Genomic DNA, 23,340 nt, shown 5'->3' with positions numbered 1-23,340 from the left:
ATCTACTCTCGTCACATGACCGGAGAGAACAGCATCGACGACACCGTCGCCTCGGCGTGGGAGTCCTTCCGGGAGGACCTCACGGCCACGCTCCGCGGGCTCGAACCGGGCGGCACCGCCGGCCTCTCCATCACCGGGGAGGAGCTCGACGAGACGGCCCCGTACTTCCAGTTCCTCAGGTCCGACGAGGGGTCGCTCCTGGTGTCCGAGGTCTCCAGCAATCAGGTGCTCACCGGGAGATTCCGGCTCTCGCCGGGGCAGATCGGCGAACTCCTGCGGATCGGGTGGTCGCCCCCGACCGCGCCGATGGAGCAGCCGGAGATCCCTAATTTCCACCTCGTCGACTCGGACGTCGAGACTGCCGTCGCCCGCGTCCAGGAGACGCTGCAGTCGGTGTTCGGGATCCCCCACCCCGGTTTTCTCGCCCCGCCGCCGCGCGAGGACGACCTGCATCGCGCTCAGGTCCCCCCGGTGGACCCCCACGCGGACGAGGACCCGCTCGATCCCGACGAGGCGTACCACCCGACCGCACCGGAGGATCTTGCGTGGGCGGTGTCCCAGGCGTTGCGGAACCACTTCGGCACCTACCGCCCACCCGATTCCTCCGGCGGGTTCACGGTCAAGGTGGGCAGCGCCGGCATGATCGTCACACCACTCGAGGAGGGGGCGATCTCCGTCGTGGCCTTCCTCGTACAGGGGATGAGTGCACCGGGGAACGCCACGGCGCTGCTGGAGGAACTCAACGAGGAACTGTACGTGCGCTTCCACGTGGCGGGGACGAGCATCCTCGCGACGTGCGACATCCCCGCCATCCCGTTCGTCCCGAGGCATCTGTACACCGTCCTCGACGCGGTGGGCGGCATCGTCGACCGCGTCGACGACGAGCTGGCCACCGCGACCGGAGGGTCGACGCTGTTCGAGGACTCCAGTGCGGATGACCGGCCCGATCGAGGAGAGGCGGGCGGTGACGACGACCAGATCGACGACGAGCTTCCGGAGGAACTGCTGGCCCTGATCCACTTGGAGAACGACGAGTCCAACGTCCTCGAGCCGGCGGTCGTCGCCCGACTCATGGGCCACGACCGGACGTTCATCCTGCGCTGCATGCGATTGGCCGAAGAGCAGATGATCGCGTGGATCGCCAGTGCGGAGGACGAGCAGGACCACGACGAGAAGGAGGCGCTGCTCCACGAGGCCCGGGGGTGGGAGTCGACGGTGTCCACGCTCCGCGGGGCTCTCCGTGCCGTCGTCACGGGCGAGGCCGCACCCTCCGGCGGGGAGGGAACGAGAGACGACGACGAGGTGGGCGGGTTCGAGTTCGAGGAACGTCTCGTCGACTGGGCCTACGCGCTCGAGGACGAGATCGACTTACTGGAACCGGGCGAGACGCTCTTCGTCACCGCCGAAGCGGCTGCGGGAGACCCGCAGGCGACCCTCAGCATCAGCCGCTACCTCGAGACCGGTGTGCTGGCGCGGATGACGTGGGATGTCGGGGTCGACCACCCCGGCGAGTTGCTCGCCGATCTGGCGACCTTCGGGTGGAACCTCGCCCCGGCGTCCGGTTCGACGGGACCCCCACGATTGGTCCTCCTCGCCGACACGGCGACACACCACTTGGCACTGGGGTGTCTCCGCGGTCTGGCCGCCACCAGGGCGGTGGGTCCGCTCGACGACCTGACCGTCGACCGACATCCCGAGACCGGAGACTGGCGCCGGTTGCCGCCCCGCCTCCGCGTCGACGTGTCCTCCTTCGAGGATCTCCGGTCCGCGACCACCGAGGCCCTGGAACATCTGGGCGCGCACCCCGCCCTACTCCCGGGGATCAGATTGGAGAGCCCCGCCGCCAACCATTCGGTGACCGTCGAAGTCAGCACGGAAGCCCCGGTCCTGCACATCGCCGGCCCGGTCGTGACCGACGTCGACGCCGACCTCGTGGACGGCCTGACCGGGCGGCTTCCCGACACCGGGTTCGACTGGCTGTTCGTCGACGACCGGGTGGCCATCCGCGCCGAACTCGAGAGCTCGCCCTTCCAACCCGGCCACCTCGAGGTCATCCTCGCCGCGGCCGAGGACATCATCCTCATCCACTCACGCCCGCTCGCGGAGGACGTCGGCGGTCGCTCGGCCGTCGAGGACTACCTCGCCGAGGCCGAGGCCTAGCCGGCTCGTCCCCCCGGCCGCCGGGGTGAGATGTTGACAACACGGTGTCAGCATGTTTCCGACACAGTGTTAGCATCTTGTCCGTCCACGATGTCCATCGCGAAAGGCCTCCATGTTCCTCGCTGTGCGCGAGCTGATCTACGCGCGATCCCGCTTCGCCCTGATGGGCTCCGTGGTGGCGCTCATCAGCGTTCTGATGGTGCTCCTCGCCGGGCTCTCGTCCGGACTGGTCAACGACGGCGTCTCCGGTCTGCAACGCATGCCGGTCCAGGGCTTCGCCTTTGCCGCCGAGACCCGGACGGACTCGGCATTCACCCGTTCGGTCGTCGGTCCGGAGCAGGTCGACCAGTGGGCCGCGCGGCCCGACGTGGCCGACGCGACCCCCATGGGCCTGTCCATCATCAACGCCAAGACCTCCGCCGGGACCCCCGTCGACCTCACCCTGATCGGTGCGGACACCCAGGGCCCGCTCATCCCCGCGGTGGCGCAGGGACGCGCCCCCGCGGCCGACGGCGAGATCCTGGTCAGCTCCACCGCCGCCGACAACGTGGAACTGGGCGACACCGTGACGGTCGACCGACTCGGCATCCCTCTCACGGTGGTCGGCATCGCCGCAGACCAGCACACCTTCGGCCACGTCGACATGGCCTTCACGACCCTGACCACGTGGCAGGACGTCCACGCCGGCACGCGCGTCGGCGAGGAGCCGCGCTCCGGCGCCCGTCAGGAGTACAGCGTCGTGGCGATCTCCGGGGTCGACGGCAAGCTGCCCGATCTGGCCGCCGGCGATGCCGCCGCCGGCACCTCCGCCCGCGACCTGGCGGAGGCGTTCAACTCGTCCCCCGGCTACGAGGCCGAGACCATGACGATGTCGATGATCACCTGGTTCCTGTATGCGATCTCGGCGCTGGTCGTCGGGGCGTTCTTCGCCATCCTCACCGTCCAGCGGTCCCGCGAGATCGCGGTCCTGCGCGCCATGGGCGCCTCGACCATCCGCCTGCTGGTCGACGCGGTCGGCCAGGCCCTCATCCTGCTGGCCGGCTCGATCGCCATCGGCGTGGCCATCGGCGTGGGGCTCGGGTCCCTGCTGGTGGGCACCGGGATGCCGTTCGCGCTCGAGGCGGGGCCGATCGCGCTGGGAGCCTTCCTGCTCCTGGCCCTCGGACTCGTCGGCGCCACCCTCGCGACCATCCGGATCAGCTCCGTCGACCCGCACAGTGCACTGGGAGAGAACCGATGACCACCACCGAATCCGCACAGCGTTCCCCCGACTCCGCCACCACGCCGGGTCTCCGACTCCGCGGCGTCGACCTGACCTTCCAGGACGGCGATCAGACCCTACGCGCCCTCGACGGCATCGACCTCGAGGTCGCCCGCGGCGAGGTCCTGGCCGTGGTCGGCCCGTCCGGGGCGGGCAAGTCGAGCCTGCTGGCCGTGGCGGGCGGCCTCGCCACCCCCACCGCCGGGAGGGGCCGGGGCGGCGGGAGGGGGAACACCGGGGGGGGGCGCCGGGGGCTCACCCGCCTCCCCCGCGGCCACCGCGGGGGGGGCTTTCAGTCGGGCAATCTCGTGCCCGCCCTCACCGCGCTCGATCAGCTCCGGCTGGTCGGCACGCTCGGCGGGGACCGCTCCCGGCTTCGCGACCCGGACCGGTTGCTGGAGTCCGTCGGACTGAGCCACCGGGCCCGCCGGCGCCCGGCCACGCTGTCGGGCGGCGAGCGTCAGCGGGTGGGGATCGCCCGGGCCCTCATGTCGTCACCGGATCTGCTGCTCATCGACGAGCCCACCGCGGCCCTGGACCGCAAGAACAGCCACGACGTGGTGCGCCTGCTCGCCGACGAGACCCACGAGAACGGCGTCGCCACGGTGCTGGTGACGCACGACCACGAGATCCTCGAGCACTGCGACAGGGTGCTGGAGATGGTCGACGGGCGTCTTGAGGTGCACGTATGATCAGCCCGCCGCGGGAGCGGTGACAGGAGGTCGTCATGCCACGCATCGATGCCCCCACCGTGGGCGAGCACCGGGACGCCAAGCGGCGGGCCCTGCTCGACGCGGCGCGCTCGATGCTCTCCGAGGCGCCCGGCGCACCGCCCGACATCAACGAGCTCACCGCCCGGGCGGGCATGACGCGGTCGAACTTCTACACCTACTTCCCCTCCCGCGCCGAGTTGGTCGTCGCGGTGGCGGAGGACCTCATGCCCCGCTGGATCACCACCGTCGCCGAGGCGGTGCGGGATGCCGGCGGCGGGCGCCGGGGGGTCGTGGCCTACGTGCACACGACGCTGGACCTGGTCGCCGCCGGTGACCACGCGATCCTCACGGCGCTCGCCGCGCAGCTCCCCGACGGCCCGGCGCGGGAGCGGTTGAACCGGATGCACGCCGAGATGACCACGCCCCTGCGGGAGTCGCTCGCGGAGTTCTCCCCGTCCGATCCGCTGGTGACGACGGAGCTGGTCATGGCGGTGACCTTCAAGGCCTCGGAACTCGTCGAGGCCGGGCGACCGCTGGCGGAGGTGCTCACCGCGGTGGACGCCCTGATCGATCCGGCCGGCTGAACGCTCGGACGCGGCACGGGGCGCGCTGGCGCAATGGTGCATTCCCGCAGCGTGGGCCCGGAAGAACCGCGCAAAGACGCAGCGCAAGTCAGGGGGCGGGTGCGGGGCGCGGGTGCGGGGCGGGAGTCAGGCCGGCCCCACCGCCCATCCCGAGGTCATCTGACCCACGAACGCCGGCAGCCGCATCAGGATCCGGTTCTGCTCGGCTCGGGGCCGGAACCCCACGTCCAGGTACCTGGGCGCGTCGTGGGGCCGGTCGCGCACCAGGGACCGGTACGCCGGCACCAGGTCCTGCTCGACGTAGTCCCACCGCGGCTCCCGGTCGGCCCAGTTGAAGGCCGGCAACGGGGTGCGGAGCACCGTCGGCTGTCCGTTCACGTCGGCCCGGACGGAGAGTGGCCGGAATTCGCCGAGGGTGGACGCCCCGGGAATGTCCGGGGCCCCGCCCACGGTGGTGATGTAGGTGAGCACGCGCCCGACGTCCCCGCGGCCGGCCGCGGTGGCGTCCCACTGGTCGGCGATGACCTGGTTCTGCTCGCGCGAGGCCATCCGCAGCAGCGCCTCGGACAGCCCCTCCTGCGTACCCTCGTCGAGCATCCGCCAGGCGTCGACAACGTAGTCGTCGTAGGCCCCGCCGGCCGCGAGTTCGTCGATCCCGGTCAGCCCCTCGGCCGCGTACGCCTCGTGCATCGGGACCATGTCCATGAAGATGTGGCGCTGCATGATCAGCAGCCGGTGCAGGTACCAGTCCACGTCCTGCCGCGTCAGCGCCGGCCCCACGGTGGCGAGCAGCCGGACATCGCGCGCCGTGGCGTCGGCGATCTCCCACGGCACCCCCGCCAACGCGCCCCCGACGCCCGTCCCCAGTTCGTGCACCCCGGGCACGGTGAGCAGCCCGCCCACCCCGTCCAGGTCCCAGAACCCGGCGGCGAACGACATTCCCGCCAGGCCGGCCATCCCGGTCCACCAGTACCCGTCGTGGGTGTTGTAGAGCCGCAGGTAGTTGGCGTACACCTTGTCGACGGTGGCGAGGTTAGCCGCGAGTCCCCGGGCGGGCTCCCACTCCCCCAGGTCGATTCCCGCGTTCTCCGCGCCCACGGCGAGCCAGTACTGACGGGTCAGGGTCGAGTAGCGCCGGGGCTCCACCCCCGCCGCGCGCACCACATCGAGCGCGTCGCGGAGTTCGGCGCGGTCGGTCGTCATGGTGGTGGAGAACCCGCCGGCGTGCTCGGCGTCCGCGTTGTCCGCCGGGACGTCGAGGTAGGCCGCGTACGGGAGCGCACCCGCCGGCGGCGGAGCGTGGACGAGCGCCATCATGGCGATCATCCACGCGGCGAGCACGGTGGCGTGGAACCGTCCGGTAACGCCTTCCGATCGACCGGTCACGCCGCCCCCAGATCCTGTGTGTGAGTCACGTCACTCTAAGCCGGGCGCCGCCCTCTCGGGGCCGAACGCGCGGGGGCCGATGAGGCGATGCCGGCGCACGCGGGCGACAATGGACGGCATGGGAGTGTCCACCAACACACCCGGCCGACACACCCGGCCAGCACACCCGGAGCCAAGGAGTCCAGTGAGTACCTCGATCGATCGGGCACCTGCCCGTAGCGCCACCCGCGACCTCGCCCAGATCGCGGTGTTCGCGGCCCTCATCGTCGTCCTCGGTCTCCCGGGTCAGATCAGCATCGGTTCCGCCGGCGTGCCGATCACGCTGCAGACGCTCGGCGTGATGCTCGCCGGCGCGCTCCTCGGCTGGCGCAAGGGCGCGCTGTCGGTGCTGGCGGTGATGGTCATCGGCCTGGCGCTGCCCGTCCTCGCCGGGGGCCGCACGACGCTCACCGCGCTGGCCAGCCCAACCGCGGGCTTCCTCATCGGCTGGCTTCCGGCGGTCATCGTGATCGGGCTGCTCACCGCGCTGATGATGCCCCGCTACCGACTCGTCCCCGGGCTGCTCGTCAACATCCTCGGCGGGCTCGTGGTGATCTACGCCTTCGGCGTGGTGGGCATGCTGATCCGCACCGAGCTCACCCTCACGGCCGCGATCGCCGCCAACGGCGTGTTCGTGCCCGGCGACCTGGCCAAGGCGGTCGTCACCGCGGTCGTCGCCCAGCAGGTCCACAGGGCGCGGCCCGGTCTGATCGCCCCCCTGCGCAGGCAGCGCGCGACCCGGGCGTGACCGACCCCCGCGGCGCCGAGATCCGGTTCGACGGCGTCGGCCACTCCTACGGCGACCGGACCGTCCTCGCGGACATCGACCTGGTGCTCACCGAACGACGCATCGGGATCGTCGGCGTCAACGGCGGCGGGAAGTCCACGCTCGCCCGGATGATCAACGGGCTCGTCGTCCCCACCTCCGGCACGGTCACCGTGGACGGCCTCGACACCCGTCGCAAGGGCGCCCGGATCCGTCGGCGGGTGGGCTTCTGCTTCACCGATCCGGACACCCAGATCGTCATGCCCACGGTGGCGGAGGACGTGGACTTCTCGCTGCGCCGTTCGGGGTTGAGCAAGGAGGATCGACGACGACGAGTCGACCAGGTGCTCGCCGGGTACGGTCTCACCGACCACGCCGATCACCCCTGCCACCTGCTGTCCGGCGGCCAGAAGCAGCTGCTCGCGCTGGCGGCGGTGCTGGTGATCGAACCGTCGGTGATCGTGGCCGACGAACCCACGACACTGCTCGACCTGCGCAACCGGGCGCTGGTGGCCGAGACCTTCGCCGAGCTGGACCAGCAGCTCATCGTGGTCACCCACGACCTGGACCTGGTCGCCGACTTCGACCGCGTGCTGGTGGTCGACGGCGGTCGGGTGGTCATCGACGACGCGCCCGCCGCGGCGCTGGCCGGCTACCGCCGCATCGCGCTGCGGACGGGCTCGGGTCCGGGCTCGGGTCCGGGTTCGGCGGCCTAGGTGTTCGCCACCTACCAGCCGGGCGACTCGCTGCTACACCGCCTGCCGGCCGGCCCGAAGATCCTCCTGGTCTGCGCGTTGATCCTCACAGCGTCCCTGGCGATCCGCGAGCCCCGGCACGTGCTCCCGGCGTTGGCCCTCACCGCGGGGCTGTACGCCCTCGGACGGATCCGGCCGCGCGCCGCGTGGGACCAGGTCCGCCCGGTCCTGCCGATGCTCGTCGCGATCCTGGCGCTGCAGTGGATCGTCGCGGACCTCGACACCGCCCTGCGCGTGAGCGGGTCGCTGCTGGTGGCCGTGGCCGTCGCCGGTCTGGTCGCGTTGACCACCCGCGTGTCGGACATGCTGGACGCGGTCACCCGCGCCGCCCGGCCGCTGCGGCACGTCGGCGTGTCCCCGGACCGGGTCGCGCTGGTCCTCGTGCTGACCATCCGCGCCATACCGCTGCTGGCCCGTCAGCTCCGGCAGGTGACCGAGGCCCGCAAGGCCCGCGGCCTGGGCATGTCCATCCGGGCGCTGGTCGTCCCCACCGTGCTCGGGGCCCTCACCACAGCCGACCAGCTGGGCGACGCGCTGGCCGCCCGGGGGGTCGACGACTGAGCCGCCCGCGGCGCCGGGCGGTAGCGTCGTCCCGGTGAACGGACGGGAACTCCAGCGATGCGCGGCGATGCGGGCGCGCGAACTGCCGGCCACGACCCTGGAGTTCCCGTTCGGCCCCGACGTCGACGTGTTCAAGGTCCGGGGAAAGATGTTCATGTTCCACGTGGAGGTGGCGGGCGGACGTCAGGTGGTCCTCAAGTCCCTACCGTCGGACTCGCTGGCCCTGCGGGACGCGCACGCCGACATCACGCCCGGCTATCACATGAACAAGCGCCATTGGATCTCGCTCCACCCCGACGGCTCGCTGACCCCCGCCATGGTCGACGAGCTCGTCACCGAGTCCTATCGGCTCGTGGTGGCGGGACTGCCGGTCGCGCTGCGGCCCGTCGAGGCGCCCGCGGTCGGGCCCGGGCCGCGCGGAGTCCCCGCCGGCGGCGCACCCGGTGGGGGGGGGGAACCAGTCGTTGATGTTCGCGCGCGTCGGGGGCTCCGGCGAGAGGGACTCCTCCGCGAGCGAGCCCAGACGCTCACCCAGCACACCCTCGACGGAGTCGGTGGCGGACGCGGTGTCGATCTGGCCCTCGAGCGAGTCGCCCACGAGCGGCACTCCCCCGACCACCGCGCCGACCGACCCGTCGATGTCGCCGTCGAGCAGGAAGTCCGCGGACTCCGCGACCGGGTTCACGACGGCGCAGATGATTCCCACGGGGATCGGCAACCCCGCACCCATCAGCTGGGCGGCGGTGCCGACGACGGTGCCGATGTTGCAGGCGAGGGTGGCGGTCGAACCGAGCGGGCCCGACGTGTACCCGGGAAGCGAGCCGGTGACGGAGCCCGGCAGCAACTCGCCCGCAGGACCGAGGTAACCGCCGTCCGTCTCGGCCGCGGCGGCCCCGGCCGAGGAGAGGAGAAGCGCGGCGGCCAGCACTCCGGCGTACGCGATGGTCTTGGACATGTGGGGCCTCCGAGCAGCGGCTGCGGGGCGGCTGCCCCGTGGGTCGATGAGTACGACCCCATCACATATCCGTGGGTTGTGGGGATCCGTTACCCGGGGCGGGGACGGCCGCGCCGTGGCGGCCGGTCCGCAGACCCTTGCCTCATCGAAAGTCTGTGCGTATAATAGAACACAGATTCGAGGTGGCAGGGACGGCGGAAGGGGAGGAACATGGACGGCAGCTCACGCGGCACCGCCGGCGATTCCCCCGCGTCCGCGACTCCCGCCTCGCTCACCGACCTGACCGCTGCCGCACGTGAGGGGTGGGCGGCGGAGAATCGGGCGGCGGCACGGCGGCTGATCGCGTGTTACGAGCTGTACCGGGAGTGCGCCCGCCAGGAGGAGGCCGGCGCCGGCGACGGGTCTCCGCCGGGCCATGCCGTGGTCGATCCGTTCGTCGCGGCGACCGGCTACGTCGTCGCCGCCATGGCGATCTCCTCTCTCCGGGCCGAGGCGATGATCAGCTTCGCGTGGGACCTCCACACGCGTTATCCCGCCATACTCGAGGCGCTGTCGGCCGGGCGAATGGACCTGCGTGCCGCGGAGTCCCTGGCGCGGCAGATGGCGACCGTCGACGCCGAGGTCCTGCCGCTGGTTCAGCGGAAGGTGGTCGACGACTACCTCGACGCCCTGGAGGCCGGTGAGCGGCTCGGAGCCAAGACGATGCGCGAGAGGGCCGACGCGATCATCGCCCGGCACGACGCGGACGGCATCCGCCGCCGGCGGGACGAGGCCGCCCGGGCGCGCGGCGTGCGCCTCAACAAGGGGCGAGACGGGATGTCGACGCTGTCCGCCGTCCTCGCCAACGAGGAGGCCGCCGTCCTGGCCGAGGCGATCGACCAGCGGGTGGCCGAACACGCCGACGACGACGAGGGGGCGGCCGCGGGTGAGGAGTGCTTCTACTCGAAGGCCGAACGACGCGCGGACGCCCTGCTGTCCCTCGCGTGTGGAGACCGTCGACGGGCCGGCACGCCCGACCAGCCTCCTGCGCCGCTTCGACCGAGGGTCACCGTCCTGGCGGGACGCAGCGACTCCGACGACCGCGGGGATGCGGCGACCGTGGAGTTCACCCGGAGCGGCCAGGCTGCGCTCCACGCGCTGCTCGCCATGCTCGCCACCAGCGACGGCGCCAGCTTCGAGAGGGTCGATCCCCGCATCGGCGCCGCTGACGACGCCAGGCGGGCCCTGAGGTACAAGCCCAGCGCCGAACTGGCAAGACGCATCCGGCTTCGGGATGGCACCTGCCGTCACCCCGGGTGCGCGGTCCCGGCCGACGACTGCGACGTGGACCACGTCCGGCCGTTCGATCACGCGGACCCGGCGCGCGGCGGGCACACCGAGGAGTGCAACCTCATGTGCCTCTGCAGGCGCCACCATCGGTTCAAGACCTTCTCGGACTGGGTCTACGACCTGCAACCGGACGGGACGCTGATCGTCACGAGTCCCGAGGGGACCACCACGATGACGCGACCGTCCGGACCGCTCGGCGCCTACAGGCGCGAGCAGGCTCATGCCGAGACCGCGGCCTGGGACGCGCAGCAGCGGCGAAGCCCCGACCCGTCCACCGCCGGCAGCCGCTCGCACTCCGAGCCGACCTACTGGTCCCGGCGCGCCGCCCGCCTGGCCGCCGAACGCGACCGCACCGCGCACCCCGCCGGCACCGGCCCGGGCAGTCCCCGACCGTCCGAGCACGGCCGATGGTGGCGCCGGAACGCACCCGTCGCGAGCAAGGTCGAACAGGACGTCCGGGCACTCCTCGACGAGCTCCTCGACCCACCACCGTTCTGAGGCCCCCGTCTTCCGAGGCCGGCGTCCGTGGCGGGGCGGAATGGGGGATGGTGGAGACATGACCGGGATCCCGAGCAGTCCGTCCGACCACGCACTGGCCGATGTCATGCCCTCCGTCGCCGCAGCGCTGGGGGCGGGCACGCGCAATCCCCTCGCTCTGGAGCCGTGCCGGGACGCGGTCCTCGTGCTGGTCGACGGCCTCGGCGCGGAGCTCATCCGCGAGCACGCCGACGACGCTCCGACCCTCGCCGCACTGTCCACGAGGATGATCTCGGCCGGGTTCCCCGCCACCACCGCCACCAGCCTGACGAGCCTGGCGGTCGGCGCACCGTGTTCGCGACACGGGATCGTCGGGTACAGCTTCCGCATCTCGGACGCCGAGGGACCGGCCACCTCGTTCAACCCGCTGCGGTGGACCCTCGGGTCGGCGGGCGGCCCCTCGGCCCTGGACCGCTTCCCTCCCCGCGAGGTGCAGCAGCACCCGAGCCTGCTCGAACTCCTCGCGGCGCAGGGCGTCGAGGTCACCTATGTCATGCGTGAGGATTTCCGCGATTCCGGCCTCACGCGCGCGGCGTTCCGCGCCGACGGCGCCTACCTGCCGGCGAGCTCCCTCGACGAGGTCCGCCGGGGCGTCCTGGACAGCGTCGGCGGTCCGTCCCGCACGCGACGCTTCGTCTACGCCTACTTCGGCGATCTCGACCTCGTGGGCCACATCCACGGACCGGGCTCCCCGGAATGGGTGCGGTCGCTGCGGGAGGTCGATGCCTTTGTCGCCGACCTCGCCGCCGACCTGCCCCACGGCTGCACTCTCCTCCTCACCGCCGACCACGGGATGGTCACCGCCGAGACCGTCGTCGACATCGACTTCTCCCCCGCCCTCCTGGCCGACGTCGACACCGTCGCCGGTGAGGCCCGCGTCCGCCACGTCTACGCCCGAGACGGGTCTGCGAACGACGTGCTGGCCGCGTGGACCTCGGAGCTCCGCGGCCACGCACTGGTCATCAGCCGAGAACAGGCGCTCGACGAGCTCCTCTTCGGTCGGGGTCGGGACCATGCGGCCAGGCTCGGTGACGTCATCGCCGTCGCGACCGGCGGCGTCGTGCTGGCACGGACCCGGAACGAGCAGCTCGAATCCTCGCTGCTCGGCCACCACGGCGCGAACACCCCTGCCGAGCAGCACATCCCCCTGATCGTGCGCTGATCCCTCCGCCGCTCAGCAGGTGACCAGCACCGACGGGTCGCTCGTCGTGTCGAGCCACCGGCCGTACGCGGGCGGGCCCACCGCGCGCACATCCGCGCACAGGTCCCCACGCGTGTATCCGGACGGCAGGTAGACCGCGTAGATGACGTTCCCGTTCTCGTCCCTCTGACGCAGCGACGGACACGCCATGTCAGTACGGAGATAGGACGCGCCCGGGTACTGGGCCAGCGCCGAGGAGATCTCCTGCGCGTACGCACCCGGGGTGACGGCGGAGTACAGGACCACGATCCCGCGACCGTCGCAGGCCGGGCGGGTCATGGGGATCGACAGGCCCAGGTCACCGCTGGAACCCGTCGCCGCTCCGGCGGGCCCGGCCGGGGCGGGTGCGGGTGCGGGTGCGGGCGCGGGTGCAGGTGCGGGCTCCTGCGGGACCGGCACGGCCGCGATCTCGTCGTCGCCGCTGGATGCCAGCAAGTACCCCACGACTCCGGCGAGCGCCACGAGGAGGACGACCACCAGCGCGCCCAGCGCCCACACGAGCCCGCTACGGGGCGGGGAGGTCGGCGGTGGCGCCGGGTAGCCGGGGCCGCCCCATCCCGCACCGCCCTGACCGGTATAGCCCTGACCGGTATAACCCTGACCCGGATCACCCCAGGAGTTCGCGTGGTTGCGGTGCCCGTCCTGCCCCCGGCTGGCGTCGTCCCAACCGTTGCCGCTCAGTGAATCGGTCATCTTCCAGCCCTCCACGGGGTCGGCGGGCCGACCTGCCAGATCTTGATGACGGTCACCCTATGCCCCCGGGCCAGCGGATGCGGGCAGGCCATCTCGTCGTTACCGTCACCTGCGTGCGTGACCACGCACGCACGCGACCAGAGAGGAGCCCCGCATGAAGGCGGTCACCTGGCACGGAAAGCGCGACGTCCGGGTCGATGAGGTCCCGGACCCCAGGATCGAGGAGCCCACCGACGCGATCGTCAAGATCACCAGCACAAACATCTGCGGCTCGGATCTACACCTGTATGAGGTGCTGGGACCCTTCATGAACGAGGGAGACATCCTCGGTCACGAGCCCATGGGCATCGTCGAGGAGGTGGGCGCCGGGGTCACCGACCTCAGACCAGGCGACCGGGTGGTGATGCCGTTCCAGATCTCGTGCGGCCACTGCTACATGTGCGGCAAGGGTCTCAACACCCAGTGCGAGACCACCCAGGTCCGCGAGCAGGGCATGGGCGCGGCCCTCTTCGGCTACTCCGAGCTCTACGGCAGCGTCGCGGGCGGCCAGGCGGAGTACCTGCGGGTCCCCCACGCGCAGAACACCCACATCAAGGTCCCGCACGAGCACGCGGACGACCGCTACCTCTACCTGTCCGACGTGCTGCCCACCGCATGGCAGGGGGTGGAGTACGCGCAGATCCCCGACGGCGGCACGGTCGTCGTGCTGGGACTCGGACCCATCGGTGACATGGCCGCTCGGATCGCGGCCCATCGTGGACACCGCGTCATCGGGGTCGACCCGGTCGCCGAGCGGCGGGCCCGGCAGACCCACCGCGGCGTCGAGGTTCTCGATCCCGCCGGGGTGTCCGGGGAGGTGGGAGAGGCGATCCGCGAGATGACCGACGGCCGCGGCCCCGACTCGGTGATCGACGCGGTGGGCATGGAGGCCCACGGCTCGCCCGCCGCCGGTGCCGCCCACGCCGCGGTGGGGATGCTGCCGAAGTTCCTCGGCAGGAAGATGATGGAGACCGCGGGAGTCGACAAGCTGGCCGCGTTCTACTCCGCCATCGACATCGTGCGCCGTGGCGGGACCATCTCGCTCTCCGGCGTCTACGGCGGTAGCGCTGATCCGCTGCCCATGCTGACGATGTTCGACAAGCAGATCACCCTGAAGATGGGCCAGGCCAACGTCAAGCGCTGGGTCGACGACATCATGCCGCTGCTCACCGACGACGACCCGCTCGGCGTCGACGACTTCGCCACCCACCGCCTCCCCCTCGCGGACGCGCCCAGGGCCTACGAGATGTTCCAGAAGAAGCAGGACGGCGCCGTCAAGATGATCCTGACGCCGTGAGCTCGACTGGCCCCCCGGGATCGCGGGGTCAGAGAGAGGTGGTGGCGTCCGGGTGGTCGGACTCCTTGAGCGGCTTCTGCGCGCCGCCGGAGAGCGTCGATTCCCCGAGCCGGACCTCGCGGTAGCGATCGGCCTGGGCCTGCGTGATGGGCTCGCGGGCACCGTCCTTGGCGTAGCAGACCGGAAGCCACGCCCCCTGGGGGTCCAGCCGCGCGACGATCCGCTGGCGGAGACGGAACGGCTGGATGGAATCGGACCAGGCCAGAAGCAGGTCGAAGTCGGTGCCGCGGGCGTCGGGCACCGAGTCGGTGGTGCAGAAGTGCTGGACGCTGCGCCACACCGCGAACTGCGCGCCCGCGAACGACGTGGGATCGACGGTGGCGGCCTTGGGGGTGCGGGACGCGCGGGTGCGGGCGGGGGCCGCGGGGGCGGGCGGCGGAGGTGGTGGCGAGGTGTTCTCCCCGGACTCCACGCGGCGGCGCGCCTCCGCCATCCTCTGCTGGCGACGTTCCGCCGCTGTCTTGGTCACACCCGAGTCCCAGAAGCCCGTCATGGGTCCCGACTTTACGCCGCTCCAACCCCTGTCCACCCCACCCGAACGCCGCTGTGCGGCGGACCTCACATATCGCGGCCGGGAGTCACATGTCCAGACCTAGGTCGAGGACGCCCACCGAGTGGGTAAGGCCGCCCACGGCGAGGAAGTCGACGCCGCACCGGGCGTAGTCGGCCGCCGCGTCCAGGGTCAGGCCACCGCTGGACTCCAGGCGGGGGCCGGGGGAGACCTTGTCCCCCCGCTGCGCGGCGATCTGGGTCTGCCAGACGGGGAAATTGTCGAGCAGCACCAGGTCCACGCCCGCGTCGAGCATCTGGTCGAGCTGCCCGAGCGAGTCCACCTCGACCTCGCAGGGCAGGTCCGGGAACCTCTCGCGGACGGCGGCCAGGGCGGGCACCACCCCGCCTGCGGCCACCACGTGGTTGTCCTTGACCAGGACCGCGTCACCGAGCCCCAGCCGGTGGTTGACCCCACCCCCGCAGCGGACGGCGTACTTCTGCAGCAGCCTCATGCCCGGCATGGTCTTGCGGGTGTCCCGGACGGCGCAGGCGGTGCCGGCGAGCTCGTCGGCCCAGGCGCGGGTGGCGGTGGCCACGCCGGACAGGTGACACACCAGGTTGAGCAGCGTGCGCTCCGCGGTCAGCAGCCCGCGGGTCGGCGCGGAGATCTCGGCCACCACGTCGCCGGCGGCCACCCGGTCACCGTCGGCGGCGAGCAGGGTCACCGAGAAGTCCGCCCCGAGCACCTCGGCCAGCACCAACGGGATCAGCGGCAGGCCCGCGATCACGCCGTCGGCGCGCGTCGCCAGGCGGGCGGTGGCCCTGGCGTCGGCCGGGACGGTGGCCAGCGAGGTGGCGTCCGGGCCGTACCGCAGGTCCTCGTCGAGGGCGCGCCGGATCGCGATCACGGCGTCGGCGCGGGTGTCGGGGTCGAACGCCTCGTCGCTCACTCCCCCGACCCCGGGTTGCCGATGGCGATCATCCGCTCCACCGACCCGCGCGCCGCCGCGGCGGTCGCGGGATCCACGTGAACCTCGTCGGCACCCTCGACCAGGGCGCGCAGCAGGGCGGCCGGGGTGATCATCTTCATGTACGGGCAGCTGGCGTCGGCGTTGACGGGCAGGAAGTCGATCTCCGGCGCCGCCTTGCGCAGCTGGTGGATCATGCCGACCTCCGTGGCCACCAGGACCTCGCGGGCGCCCGAGGCGCGGGCCGCCTCGACCATGCCGCCGGTGGACAGGATCTTGACCATGTCCGCCGGCACGGCACCCTCGTCCGCCAGGTGAAGCGCGCTGGTGGCGCAGCCGCACTCGGGGTGGACGAACAGCTCGGCGCCGGGGTGCTCGGCGGACTTGGCGGTGAGCTGGTCGCCGTTGATCGCGGCGTGCACGTGGCACTCGCCGGCCCACACCAGGACGTTCTCGCGACCCGTCTTGCGGCGGACGTGCGCGCCGAGGAACTGGTCCGGCAGGAACAGCACCTCGCGGCCGGGGTCGATCGACTCCACCACGTCGACTGCGTTGGAACTGGTGCAGCAGATGTCGGTGAGCTCCTTCACCGCGGCGGTGGTGTTGACGTACGAGACCACGACGGCGTCGGGGTGCTCGGACTTCCACTCGGCCAGCTGCTCGGCGGTGATCGAGTCGGCCAACGAGCACCCGGCGGCCTCGTCGGGGATGAGGACGGTCTTGTCCGGTGCGAGGATCTTGGCGGTCTCCGCCATGAAGTGCACGCCGCAGAACACGATGGTGGACTGTTCGGCGGCCGCCGCGATCCGCGACAGGGCCAACGAGTCCCCCACGTGGTGGGCGATGTCCTGGATCTCGGGGAGCTGGTAGTTGTGCGCCAGGATCACGGCGTCCCGCGCCTCGGCGAGACGACGGATCTCGGCCGCCCACTCGGCGTCGGCCTCGACGCCCGTGTACCCGCGCTCGGTGCGGCGGATGCGATCGGCCAGCGGCGAGTCCAGCCGTCCGACGGTGGTGCCCGGACGCGGCACGGTCGTGGTCTTGAGTCCAGTGGCAGTACTCATCGCTGCCCCTCCCCGGGTTGATTCTGCGGGCCGATACCGCACCGGCCGCGTTTTCGACTTACAATCGAAAACATGTCGGAGTCTAACACCGGGCACGAGGTTCTCGCAGTGGTGGGCCAGGTTCGCACCGTCCCGCCCGCAGCCTCCCCGGCGCTCCACGTGCTGCTGTGGCAACACGCTCTGGGCCCCGCGGCGGGACGGTGGGCCCTCCCCGGTGGCGAGGTCCGCCACGACGAGGACCTGGCCACCTCCGCCACCCGGCAACTCGCGGAGAAGGTGGACGTGCGATCGCTGAGCCACCTGGAATCCGTGGCCGAGTTCTCCGATCCGGCGCGCGTGCCCGGCCGGCGCGTGTTCGCGTCCGGGTTCCTCGGGGTCCTGCCCTCCGACGCCGACCCGGACATCCCCGCCGACACCTCGTGGTTCCGGGTGGACGCGCTGCCCGACACGGTCTTCGACCACGCCGAGATCGTGGCCCGCGCCCGCGCCCGGCTCGCCGCCAAGCTCTCCTATTCCACGCTCGGGTTCGCGCTGGCGCCCCGGGAGTTCACGCTGTCCGCGCTCGCCCAGCACTACGAGGCCGCGCTCGGCCACCCTGTGGACCCGACCAACCTGCAGCGGATCCTCACCCGGCGCGGTGAGCTCGTCCGCTGCGGACGCAGCGCCCCGCCCGGGCCGACCGGGGGCCGCCCCGCCGCGCTGTACCGGTTCGCCGAACGTCGGCTCCGGATCACGGATCAGTTCGCGACCCTGCGTCCACCGGCCGGTCCCGCAGGTCCCGCAAGTCCCGCAGGTCCCGCGACAGGCTGAAATGCGCGAGCGCCGCCACCGTGAAGCCGGCGATCATGGCGTTGAACACCAGCCACCCGGCACCGGGCGGGAACCAGTCCCACGACGGCCCCGAGGTGCCGTAGAGCATCCGGTCGAAGAACAGCGCACCCGCCTTGGGCGCCTGCCTCACCACCTCGCCGTAGGCCGCGCCCCGCGGCGGTGCCGCCAGCAGGTCCGCCAGCGGCGAGGCCGCCGCGGCGGCGACCGCGCACGTCAGCCCCGGCAGCAGCATCAACGCGGGGACCCCACCCGGACGGCGCAGACCCGGATGTCGACTCCACAGCACCAGTGTCACGCACACCGAGGCTAAGCCGAGCAGGACGATCAACACCAGGAGCTGGGTCCCGCCGTCCGCTCCGGCCTCCGGCAGCCGCAGGCCCCTGCCGTCACCCACCGAGAGCACCTCCGAGCGGGGCGCGGCGGCGATCCACACCAGCAGCGCGGCGAGGGCCGGGGAGAGCACCCCCACCGCGGTGCCGGCGACGCGTGACGACGACGAGCGGAGCATGAGCCGGACTGTACCAACGCCGGGGATGCCGGCCGTTTGTGGTTCAATCGGACCCGGCTCCACTGTCCTCCGGGTGTGCCCGTATGCAGTATCGGGCCGTCTCCGCACACCAGACGACCCGTCAGGACGTACCCGCCAGTGGCCACCGACACCCCGACAGCGCCCGTTCGCCGGCGCCCCGGGAAGATGGCCTACCGGCACGACATCGACGGGCTCCGCGGCCTGGCGATCGCGCTGGTCGTGGTGTTCCACATCTGGATGGGCCGGGTGTCCGGCGGCGTCGACGTCTTCCTCACCCTGTCCGGGTTCTTCTTCCTGGGATCCCTCCTGCGCGGGGCGGCGGACCGGCGCACCCCCCTCAACCCGCTCCCGCACCTCACGCGCCTGATCCGACGGCTCTACCCGGCCCTGGTGGTGACGGTGGCCGCGACCGTGGTGGGGACCGTCCTGATCAAACCCCCCACCCAGTGGACGGCGATCTTCGACCAGACCGTGGCATCGCTGTTCTACTTCCAGAACTGGACGCTGGCGCTCACCGCCTCGGACTACGCCGCCGCCGACGCCACCATCTCCCCACTGCAACACCTGTGGTCCATGTCGGTGCAGGGGCAGTTCTACGTGATCGCTCTCACCGTGGTCCTCGGGGTGGCCGCGCTGTGGCGGGTCGTGGTGCGACGCGGCTCCCCCAAGGGGCTGCTCGTGGCGGTGGTGGTCGCCGGCACCGCCGCCTCCGTGTGGTGGTCGATCCGGGGTCAGGCCGTCAACCAGCCGTGGAACTACTACGACACGGTCGCCCGCCTGTGGGAACTGCTCGTCGGCGGACTCGTGGCCGTCCTGCTGGTCGTGCTCGTCCTGCCCTGGCCGCTGCGCATGCTCACCACCGTGGCGGGACTGGCGCTGATCGTCAGCTGCGGCTTCGTGATCGACGGTGCGGCCTACTTCCCCGGCCCCCTGGCCTGGTACCCGATCGGCGGGGCGCTGCTCATCATCCTCGGGGGGAACCTCCCGCAGGGCGAGCGGGCCACGCCGTCCAGGGACCCGGTCACATGGCTGCTGTCGGCCCGGGTGTTCCGTCGGCTGGGCGACATCTCGTACTCCCTGTACCTGTGGCACTGGCCGCTGCTCATCCTCTGGCTCTCCTACGACCGGGGGGCCGAGGTGACCCTGGTCTCGGGGCTGAGCATCGTCGCGGTCTCGGTCGTGCTGGCGCTCCTCACGGAGAAGTACGTCGAACGACCGCTGCGGATGGCCAGCCGCGCGCGCGGCCGCACCACGCCCGCGGCCCAGAAGCGTGACGCGCTCCGCGGGAGGCCGTCCCGCTCGGCCCGCGAGCGGCGGCTCTTCGTCCGGGCGACCGCCCTCGTCGTCGTCGCCGCCGTGGCCGGTCTCGGCACCGTGGGATGGTGGACCGCCACGTCCGCCTCCCGCTCGGCCGTGCCCTACGTCGACTCCCTCACCGACCCCGACCACCCCGGCGCGCGCGCCTTCCTCGAGGGGGTCCGGGCCCCCGACGACGTGGGATACCTCCCCTCCCTCCTCCAGGTCTCCAACGACCTCCCGGTGAGCACGATCGACCAGTGCATCTCCGACTTCACCTCCGCCGAGGTGCAGATGTGCGTGTACGGCGACGTCACCGCCCCCCGCACCGTCGCCTTGGTCGGCGGGTCCCACGCCGAGCACTGGATCAGCGGCCTCGACGAGGTCGGACGGCACTACGGCTTCCGGGTGGTGACGCTGCTCAAGATGGGGTGCCCGCTCACGCTCGACGCCTCCGTCTCCGACGGCGACGACCGCCTGTACGAGAGCTGCGAGGAGTGGACCCCCGCCGCCCTCGCCGCGCTGGTGGGCCTGGCCCCCGAGTTCGTGTTCACCACCGCCACCCGGCCGGTCGGGGTGGTGGGGCCGGACGTGACGCCGCGCCAATACGTCGAGCTGTGGCGCGCGCTCGGCGAGCAGGGGATCGGCGTCCTCGCCGTCCGCGACACCCCCTGGCTGAACCGCGGGAGGGGCCCGATCCGCGCCGGGGACTGCCTGGGCGACGGCGGCACCCCCGAGGAGTGCGGGATGCCCCGGGAGCGGTCCATCTCGGCGATCAACCCGGCCTCGCTCGCCGGTGCCGGCATCGACTCGGTCCGGCTGCTCGACCTCACCGACGGCCTGTGCGACGCCCGGGACTGCCCGGTCGTGGTGGGCAACGTGATCGTCTACCACGACTCCCACCACCTCTCGGGGTCCTGGGTGCGGTCCGCGTCCGGCGAACTCGCCCGCCAGATGGGGCCCGCGACCGGCTGGTGGTGACCGCCCCACGGCGCCCGTCACGCGCTGTCGTGGCAAGGCACTACTCTTGGACAACGTGACCCCCCATGACGCGCAGCCGTCCGCCCCAGAGCTCATCCGCGCCTGGCCCGGTTCGGCCTACCCCCTCGGCGCCACCTACGACGGGACAGGGACCAACTTCGCGTTGTTCTCCGAGGTCGCGGAGCGGGTCGAACTCTGCCTGATCAGCAAGAAGGGTCGCGAGCAGCGCATCGAGCTCACCGAGGTCGACGGCAACATCTGGCACTGCTACCTGCTCGGGGTGTCCCCGGGGCAGCGCTACGGCTACCGCGTCCACGGCCCGTACGAGCCCGAGAGGGGCCTGCGGTGCGACCCGTCCAAGCTCCTGGTGGACCCGTACGGCAAGGCGTTCGACGGAGCCTACGACGGGGACCCGAGCCTGCACAGCTACGACCTCGACGACCCGGACCAGCGCAACACCGAGGACTCGCTCGGCCACACCATGACGACCGTGGTGATCAACCCGTTCTTCGACTGGGGCAACGACCGCGCGCCGCGGCACGAGTACCACAACACGGTGATCTACGAGGCCCACGTCAAGGGCATGACCGCGCAGCACCCCGAGGTGCCGGCCGAGATGCGCGGGACCTACGCCGGCCTGTGCCATCCGGCGATCATCGAGCACCTGACCGACCTCGGCGTGACCGCGATCGAACTCATGCCGGTCCACCAGTTCATGCAGGACCAGCGCCTGCTCGACCTGGGGCTGAAGAACTACTGGGGGTACAACAGCTTCGGCTTCCTGGCCCCGCACCACGAGTACGCGTTCGCCGACAAGCCCGGCGACGCGGTGACCGAGTTCAAGGCCATGGTCAAGGCGTTCCACGACGCCAACATCGAGGTGATCCTCGACGTGGTCTACAACCACACCGCGGAGGGCAACCACCTCGGCCCCACGATCGGCTTCCGTGGCATCGACAACCAGGCCTACTACCGGCTGGTCGAGGGCGACGAACAGCACTACATGGACTACACGGGCACCGGGAACACGCTCAACGTCCGGCACCCGCACTCGCTGCAGCTCATCATGGATTCGCTGCGCTACTGGATCCTCGAGATGCACGTCGACGGCTTCCGCTTCGACCTCGCCTCGACCCTCGCGCGCGGCCTGCACGACGTGGACCGGCTCTCCTCGTTCTTCGACCTGGTCCAGCAGGACCCGGTGGTCAGCCAGGTCAAGCTCATCGCCGAGCCGTGGGACGTGGGCGAGGGCGGCTACCAGGTGGGGAACTTCCCGCCCCTGTGGACCGAGTGGAACGGGCAGTTCCGCGACACCGTCCGCGACTTCTGGCGTGGCGAGCCCGCCACCCTGGGCGAGTTCGCGTCGCGGCTGACCGGGTCCTCCGACCTGTACGAGAACACCGGCCGCCGTCCCACGGCGTCGATCAACTTCGTCACCGCGCACGACGGCTTCACGCTCAACGACCTCGTGAGCTACAACTCCAAGCACAACGAGGCCAACGGCGAGGACGGAAACGACGGCGAGAGCCACAACCGCTCCTGGAACTGCGGAATCGAGGGGCCCACCGACGATCCCGACGTGCAGGACCTGCGTCACCGCCAGCGCCGCAACATGCTCACCACCCTGATCCTGTCGCAGGGCACGCCGATGATCGCCCACGGCGACGAGATGGCCCGCACCCAGGACGGCAACAACAACGTCTACTGCCAGGACAACGAGCTGGCCTGGATGGACTGGGACCTCGACGAGGAGAAGCAGGACCTCCTCGAGTTCACCCGCAGCCTCGTCCACCTGCGCCGGGACCACCCGGTGTTCCGCCGGCGCAGGTTCTTCGGGACGGTGCTCCGCGACGAGAAGGACCCGCAGGACATCGCGTGGTTCAGCCCCGACGGCTCGGAGATGACCCACAAGGACTGGGACTCCGGGTTCGGCAAGTCCCTGGCCGTCTACCTCAACGGCGAGGGCATCCACGAGCCGGACGAGCGTGGCCAGCGGATCGTGGACGACTCGTTCCTCATGCTGTTCAACGCCCACCACGAGCCCATCGAGTTCTCGCTCCTCGGCACCGGGTTCGCGGAAGCCTGGCAGGTGGTCCTGGACACCGCCAGCCACGTCGGCCAGAGCGGTGACGAGCTGGGGTCGGACGGCACGATCACCGTCGCCGACCGCAGTACCGTGGTCCTGCGGAAGCTCCGCTAGCGGATGGCCCCCGTGGACCCCTCCGCCGTGACCCGGCCGCTCCGGCGGGCCGAGGCCCTGTCCAGCACGTACCGGGTGCAGCTGCGGACCCCCGCCTCCGACCCCGACGGCCGGGGATTCACCCTGGCCCACGTCGAGGAGCTCGTGCCCTACCTCGCCGACCTCGGCGTGGGCTCGGTGTACCTGTCCCCCATCCTCACGGCCACGCCCGGCTCGACCCACGGCTACGACGTGGTGGACCCCACCAGCATCTCGCCCGACCTCGGCGGGATCGCGGCGCTGCGCTCGCTGCGGGCGGCGTGCCGGGTCCACGGGCTGGGCATCGTGGTGGACATCGTCCCCAATCACCTGGGCGTCGAGGACCCGTCGGCCAACCCGTGGTGGTGGGACGCGCTGAGGCGGGGCCCCGACTCGCCGCACTTCTCGTTCTTCGACTTCGACACCGATCCCGCCAACGGGGCGGACGGTCGGATCGCGCTTCCCGTCCTGGGCGCGCCGGAGGACGTGGCCGACCTCGTCGTCGTCCCCCCCTCGGCCACCGACTCGGGCCACCCCGAACTGGGCTTCCACGACCACCGGTTCCCCCTCGCCCCAGGCACGGACGGGGGCTCCCCGCAGGAGGTCCACGACCGCCAGCACTACC

Annotated in this window: 21 protein-coding genes; 15 read left to right on the top strand and 6 right to left on the bottom strand. The window is 71.6% G+C overall.

Annotated features, from left to right (window positions below):
• The first annotated feature begins 15 nt into the window (after window positions 1-15).
• The 4 genes from Q0444_RS01675 (at window position 16) to Q0444_RS01660 (ending at window position 4,718) form a co-directional block, all read left to right on the top strand.
• Window positions 16-2,160: a T3SS (YopN, CesT) and YbjN peptide-binding chaperone 1 gene (locus tag Q0444_RS01675; protein ID WP_291081148.1), complete on the top strand. Its 2,145-nt coding sequence runs from the start codon at window positions 16-18 to the stop codon at window positions 2,158-2,160.
• A gap of 112 nt (window positions 2,161-2,272) precedes the next feature.
• A complete protein-coding gene (locus tag Q0444_RS01670; RefSeq protein ID WP_291081150.1) occupies window positions 2,273-3,400 on the top strand; it encodes an FtsX-like permease family protein in 1,128 nt (375 codons plus the stop codon).
• Window positions 3,397-4,113, top strand: a complete 717-nt coding sequence (locus Q0444_RS01665; RefSeq protein WP_299020846.1) for an ABC transporter ATP-binding protein — start codon at window positions 3,397-3,399, stop codon at window positions 4,111-4,113. Before Q0444_RS01670 ends, Q0444_RS01665 begins: the two co-directional genes overlap by 4 nt.
• A gap of 35 nt (window positions 4,114-4,148) precedes the next feature.
• A complete protein-coding gene (locus tag Q0444_RS01660; protein ID WP_299020845.1) occupies window positions 4,149-4,718 on the top strand; it encodes a TetR/AcrR family transcriptional regulator in 570 nt (189 codons plus the stop codon).
• Between the two features lie 126 nt (window positions 4,719-4,844).
• Here the strand turns inward: Q0444_RS01660 and Q0444_RS01655 are convergent, their stop codons facing one another.
• The gene (locus tag Q0444_RS01655) at window positions 4,845-6,104 is read right to left on the bottom strand and encodes a hypothetical protein (RefSeq protein ID WP_299020844.1); all 1,260 of its coding nucleotides are present in this window, start codon (window positions 6,102-6,104) and stop codon (window positions 4,845-4,847) included.
• Between the two features lie 184 nt (window positions 6,105-6,288).
• Between Q0444_RS01655 and Q0444_RS01650 the strand changes: the two genes are divergently transcribed.
• The 6 genes from Q0444_RS01650 to Q0444_RS01625 all read left to right on the top strand — a co-directional run bounded on the left by Q0444_RS01650 (window position 6,289) and on the right by Q0444_RS01625 (window position 12,208).
• On the top strand, window positions 6,289-6,891 hold the full coding sequence (locus tag Q0444_RS01650; protein ID WP_291081157.1) for a biotin transporter BioY: 603 nt from the start codon (window positions 6,289-6,291) through the stop codon (window positions 6,889-6,891).
• A complete protein-coding gene (locus Q0444_RS01645; RefSeq protein WP_299020843.1) occupies window positions 6,888-7,625 on the top strand; it encodes an energy-coupling factor ABC transporter ATP-binding protein in 738 nt (245 codons plus the stop codon). Before Q0444_RS01650 ends, Q0444_RS01645 begins: the two co-directional genes overlap by 4 nt.
• A complete protein-coding gene (locus Q0444_RS01640; protein ID WP_299020841.1) occupies window positions 7,626-8,225 on the top strand; it encodes an energy-coupling factor transporter transmembrane protein EcfT in 600 nt (199 codons plus the stop codon).
• Between the two features lie 67 nt (window positions 8,226-8,292).
• On the top strand, window positions 8,293-9,345 hold the full coding sequence (locus Q0444_RS01635; protein WP_299020863.1) for an MmcQ/YjbR family DNA-binding protein: 1,053 nt from the start codon (window positions 8,293-8,295) through the stop codon (window positions 9,343-9,345).
• A gap of 45 nt (window positions 9,346-9,390) precedes the next feature.
• The gene (locus tag Q0444_RS01630; RefSeq protein WP_299020839.1) at window positions 9,391-11,007 is read left to right on the top strand and encodes an HNH endonuclease signature motif containing protein; all 1,617 of its coding nucleotides are present in this window, start codon (window positions 9,391-9,393) and stop codon (window positions 11,005-11,007) included.
• 58 nt (window positions 11,008-11,065) lie between these two features.
• Window positions 11,066-12,208, top strand: a complete 1,143-nt coding sequence (locus Q0444_RS01625; protein WP_299020837.1) for an alkaline phosphatase family protein — start codon at window positions 11,066-11,068, stop codon at window positions 12,206-12,208.
• A 12-nt stretch (window positions 12,209-12,220) separates the two neighbouring features.
• Here the strand turns inward: Q0444_RS01625 and Q0444_RS01620 are convergent, their stop codons facing one another.
• A complete protein-coding gene (locus Q0444_RS01620; protein ID WP_291080120.1) occupies window positions 12,221-12,940 on the bottom strand; it encodes a serine/threonine protein kinase in 720 nt (239 codons plus the stop codon).
• Window positions 12,941-13,094: 154 nt separating this feature from the next.
• Between Q0444_RS01620 and Q0444_RS01615 the strand changes: the two genes are divergently transcribed.
• On the top strand, window positions 13,095-14,276 hold the full coding sequence (locus tag Q0444_RS01615; RefSeq protein ID WP_291080119.1) for a zinc-dependent alcohol dehydrogenase: 1,182 nt from the start codon (window positions 13,095-13,097) through the stop codon (window positions 14,274-14,276).
• A gap of 28 nt (window positions 14,277-14,304) precedes the next feature.
• On the opposite strand, the gene Q0444_RS01610 is transcribed toward Q0444_RS01615, so the two are convergent.
• The 3 genes from Q0444_RS01610 to nadA form a co-directional block, all read right to left on the bottom strand.
• Window positions 14,305-14,829 carry a hypothetical protein gene (locus Q0444_RS01610; protein WP_291080118.1) on the bottom strand — a complete coding sequence of 175 codons (525 nt, stop codon included), beginning with the start codon at window positions 14,827-14,829 and terminating at the stop codon, window positions 14,305-14,307.
• An 85-nt stretch (window positions 14,830-14,914) separates the two neighbouring features.
• Window positions 14,915-15,778 carry a carboxylating nicotinate-nucleotide diphosphorylase gene (gene nadC / locus Q0444_RS01605; protein ID WP_299020835.1) on the bottom strand — a complete coding sequence of 288 codons (864 nt, stop codon included), beginning with the start codon at window positions 15,776-15,778 and terminating at the stop codon, window positions 14,915-14,917.
• The gene (gene nadA, locus Q0444_RS01600; RefSeq protein ID WP_291080114.1) at window positions 15,775-16,860 is read right to left on the bottom strand and encodes a quinolinate synthase NadA; all 1,086 of its coding nucleotides are present in this window, start codon (window positions 16,858-16,860) and stop codon (window positions 15,775-15,777) included. Before nadA ends, nadC begins: the two co-directional genes overlap by 4 nt.
• Before the next feature lie 72 nt (window positions 16,861-16,932).
• Here nadA and Q0444_RS01595 point away from each other — a divergent pair, with 72 nt between their 5' ends.
• The gene (locus tag Q0444_RS01595; RefSeq protein WP_291080112.1) at window positions 16,933-17,670 is read left to right on the top strand and encodes an NrtR DNA-binding winged helix domain-containing protein; all 738 of its coding nucleotides are present in this window, start codon (window positions 16,933-16,935) and stop codon (window positions 17,668-17,670) included.
• On the opposite strand, the gene Q0444_RS01590 is transcribed toward Q0444_RS01595, so the two are convergent.
• A complete protein-coding gene (locus Q0444_RS01590) occupies window positions 17,591-18,199 on the bottom strand; it encodes a hypothetical protein (RefSeq protein ID WP_291080110.1) in 609 nt (202 codons plus the stop codon). The genes Q0444_RS01595 and Q0444_RS01590 overlap by 80 nt on opposite strands.
• 138 nt (window positions 18,200-18,337) lie before the next feature.
• On the opposite strand from Q0444_RS01590, the gene Q0444_RS01585 reads away from it, so the two are divergent.
• The 3 genes from Q0444_RS01585 to Q0444_RS01575 form a co-directional block, all read left to right on the top strand.
• The gene (locus tag Q0444_RS01585; protein WP_291080108.1) at window positions 18,338-20,497 is read left to right on the top strand and encodes an acyltransferase family protein; all 2,160 of its coding nucleotides are present in this window, start codon (window positions 18,338-18,340) and stop codon (window positions 20,495-20,497) included.
• Window positions 20,498-20,552: 55 nt separating this feature from the next.
• Complete coding sequence (glgX, locus tag Q0444_RS01580; RefSeq protein WP_291080106.1) at window positions 20,553-22,697, top strand: glycogen debranching protein GlgX; 2,145 nt, start codon at window positions 20,553-20,555, stop codon at window positions 22,695-22,697.
• A gap of 12 nt (window positions 22,698-22,709) precedes the next feature.
• Window positions 22,710-23,340: alpha-amylase family glycosyl hydrolase (locus Q0444_RS01575; protein WP_299020834.1), on the top strand; the 631-nt coding region annotated here is incomplete at its 3' end.

The sequence above is a fragment of the uncultured Dietzia sp. genome, from assembly GCF_937873725.1.
Lineage (GTDB): Bacteria > Actinomycetota > Actinomycetes > Mycobacteriales > Mycobacteriaceae > Dietzia.
Note: the sequence above shows the minus strand (reverse complement) of the source record. Positions and strands in the feature narration are given on the sequence as shown.

Bases quoted from the DNA above. Each gene is read 5' to 3' on its own strand.
- nadA (WP_291080114.1), bottom strand. From the start codon at position 16,860: ATGAGTACTGCCACTGGACTCAAGACCACGACCGTGCCGCGTCCGGGC.
- Q0444_RS01665 (WP_299020846.1), top strand. From the start codon at position 3,397: ATGACCACCACCGAATCCGCACAGCGTTCCCCCGACTCCGCCACCACG.
- Q0444_RS01670 (WP_291081150.1), top strand. From the start codon at position 2,273: ATGTTCCTCGCTGTGCGCGAGCTGATCTACGCGCGATCCCGCTTCGCC.
- Q0444_RS01595 (WP_291080112.1), top strand. From the start codon at position 16,933: ATGTCGGAGTCTAACACCGGGCACGAGGTTCTCGCAGTGGTGGGCCAG.
- Q0444_RS01635 (WP_299020863.1), top strand. From the start codon at position 8,293: ATGCGGGCGCGCGAACTGCCGGCCACGACCCTGGAGTTCCCGTTCGGC.
- Q0444_RS01590 (WP_291080110.1), bottom strand. From the start codon at position 18,199: ATGCTCCGCTCGTCGTCGTCACGCGTCGCCGGCACCGCGGTGGGGGTG.
- Q0444_RS01630 (WP_299020839.1), top strand. From the start codon at position 9,391: ATGGACGGCAGCTCACGCGGCACCGCCGGCGATTCCCCCGCGTCCGCG.
- Q0444_RS01620 (WP_291080120.1), bottom strand. From the start codon at position 12,940: ATGACCGATTCACTGAGCGGCAACGGTTGGGACGACGCCAGCCGGGGG.
- Q0444_RS01675 (WP_291081148.1), top strand. From the start codon at position 16: ATGACCGGAGAGAACAGCATCGACGACACCGTCGCCTCGGCGTGGGAG.
- Q0444_RS01625 (WP_299020837.1), top strand. From the start codon at position 11,066: ATGACCGGGATCCCGAGCAGTCCGTCCGACCACGCACTGGCCGATGTC.
- Q0444_RS01615 (WP_291080119.1), top strand. From the start codon at position 13,095: ATGAAGGCGGTCACCTGGCACGGAAAGCGCGACGTCCGGGTCGATGAG.
- Q0444_RS01660 (WP_299020845.1), top strand. From the start codon at position 4,149: ATGCCACGCATCGATGCCCCCACCGTGGGCGAGCACCGGGACGCCAAG.
- Q0444_RS01610 (WP_291080118.1), bottom strand. From the start codon at position 14,829: ATGACGGGCTTCTGGGACTCGGGTGTGACCAAGACAGCGGCGGAACGT.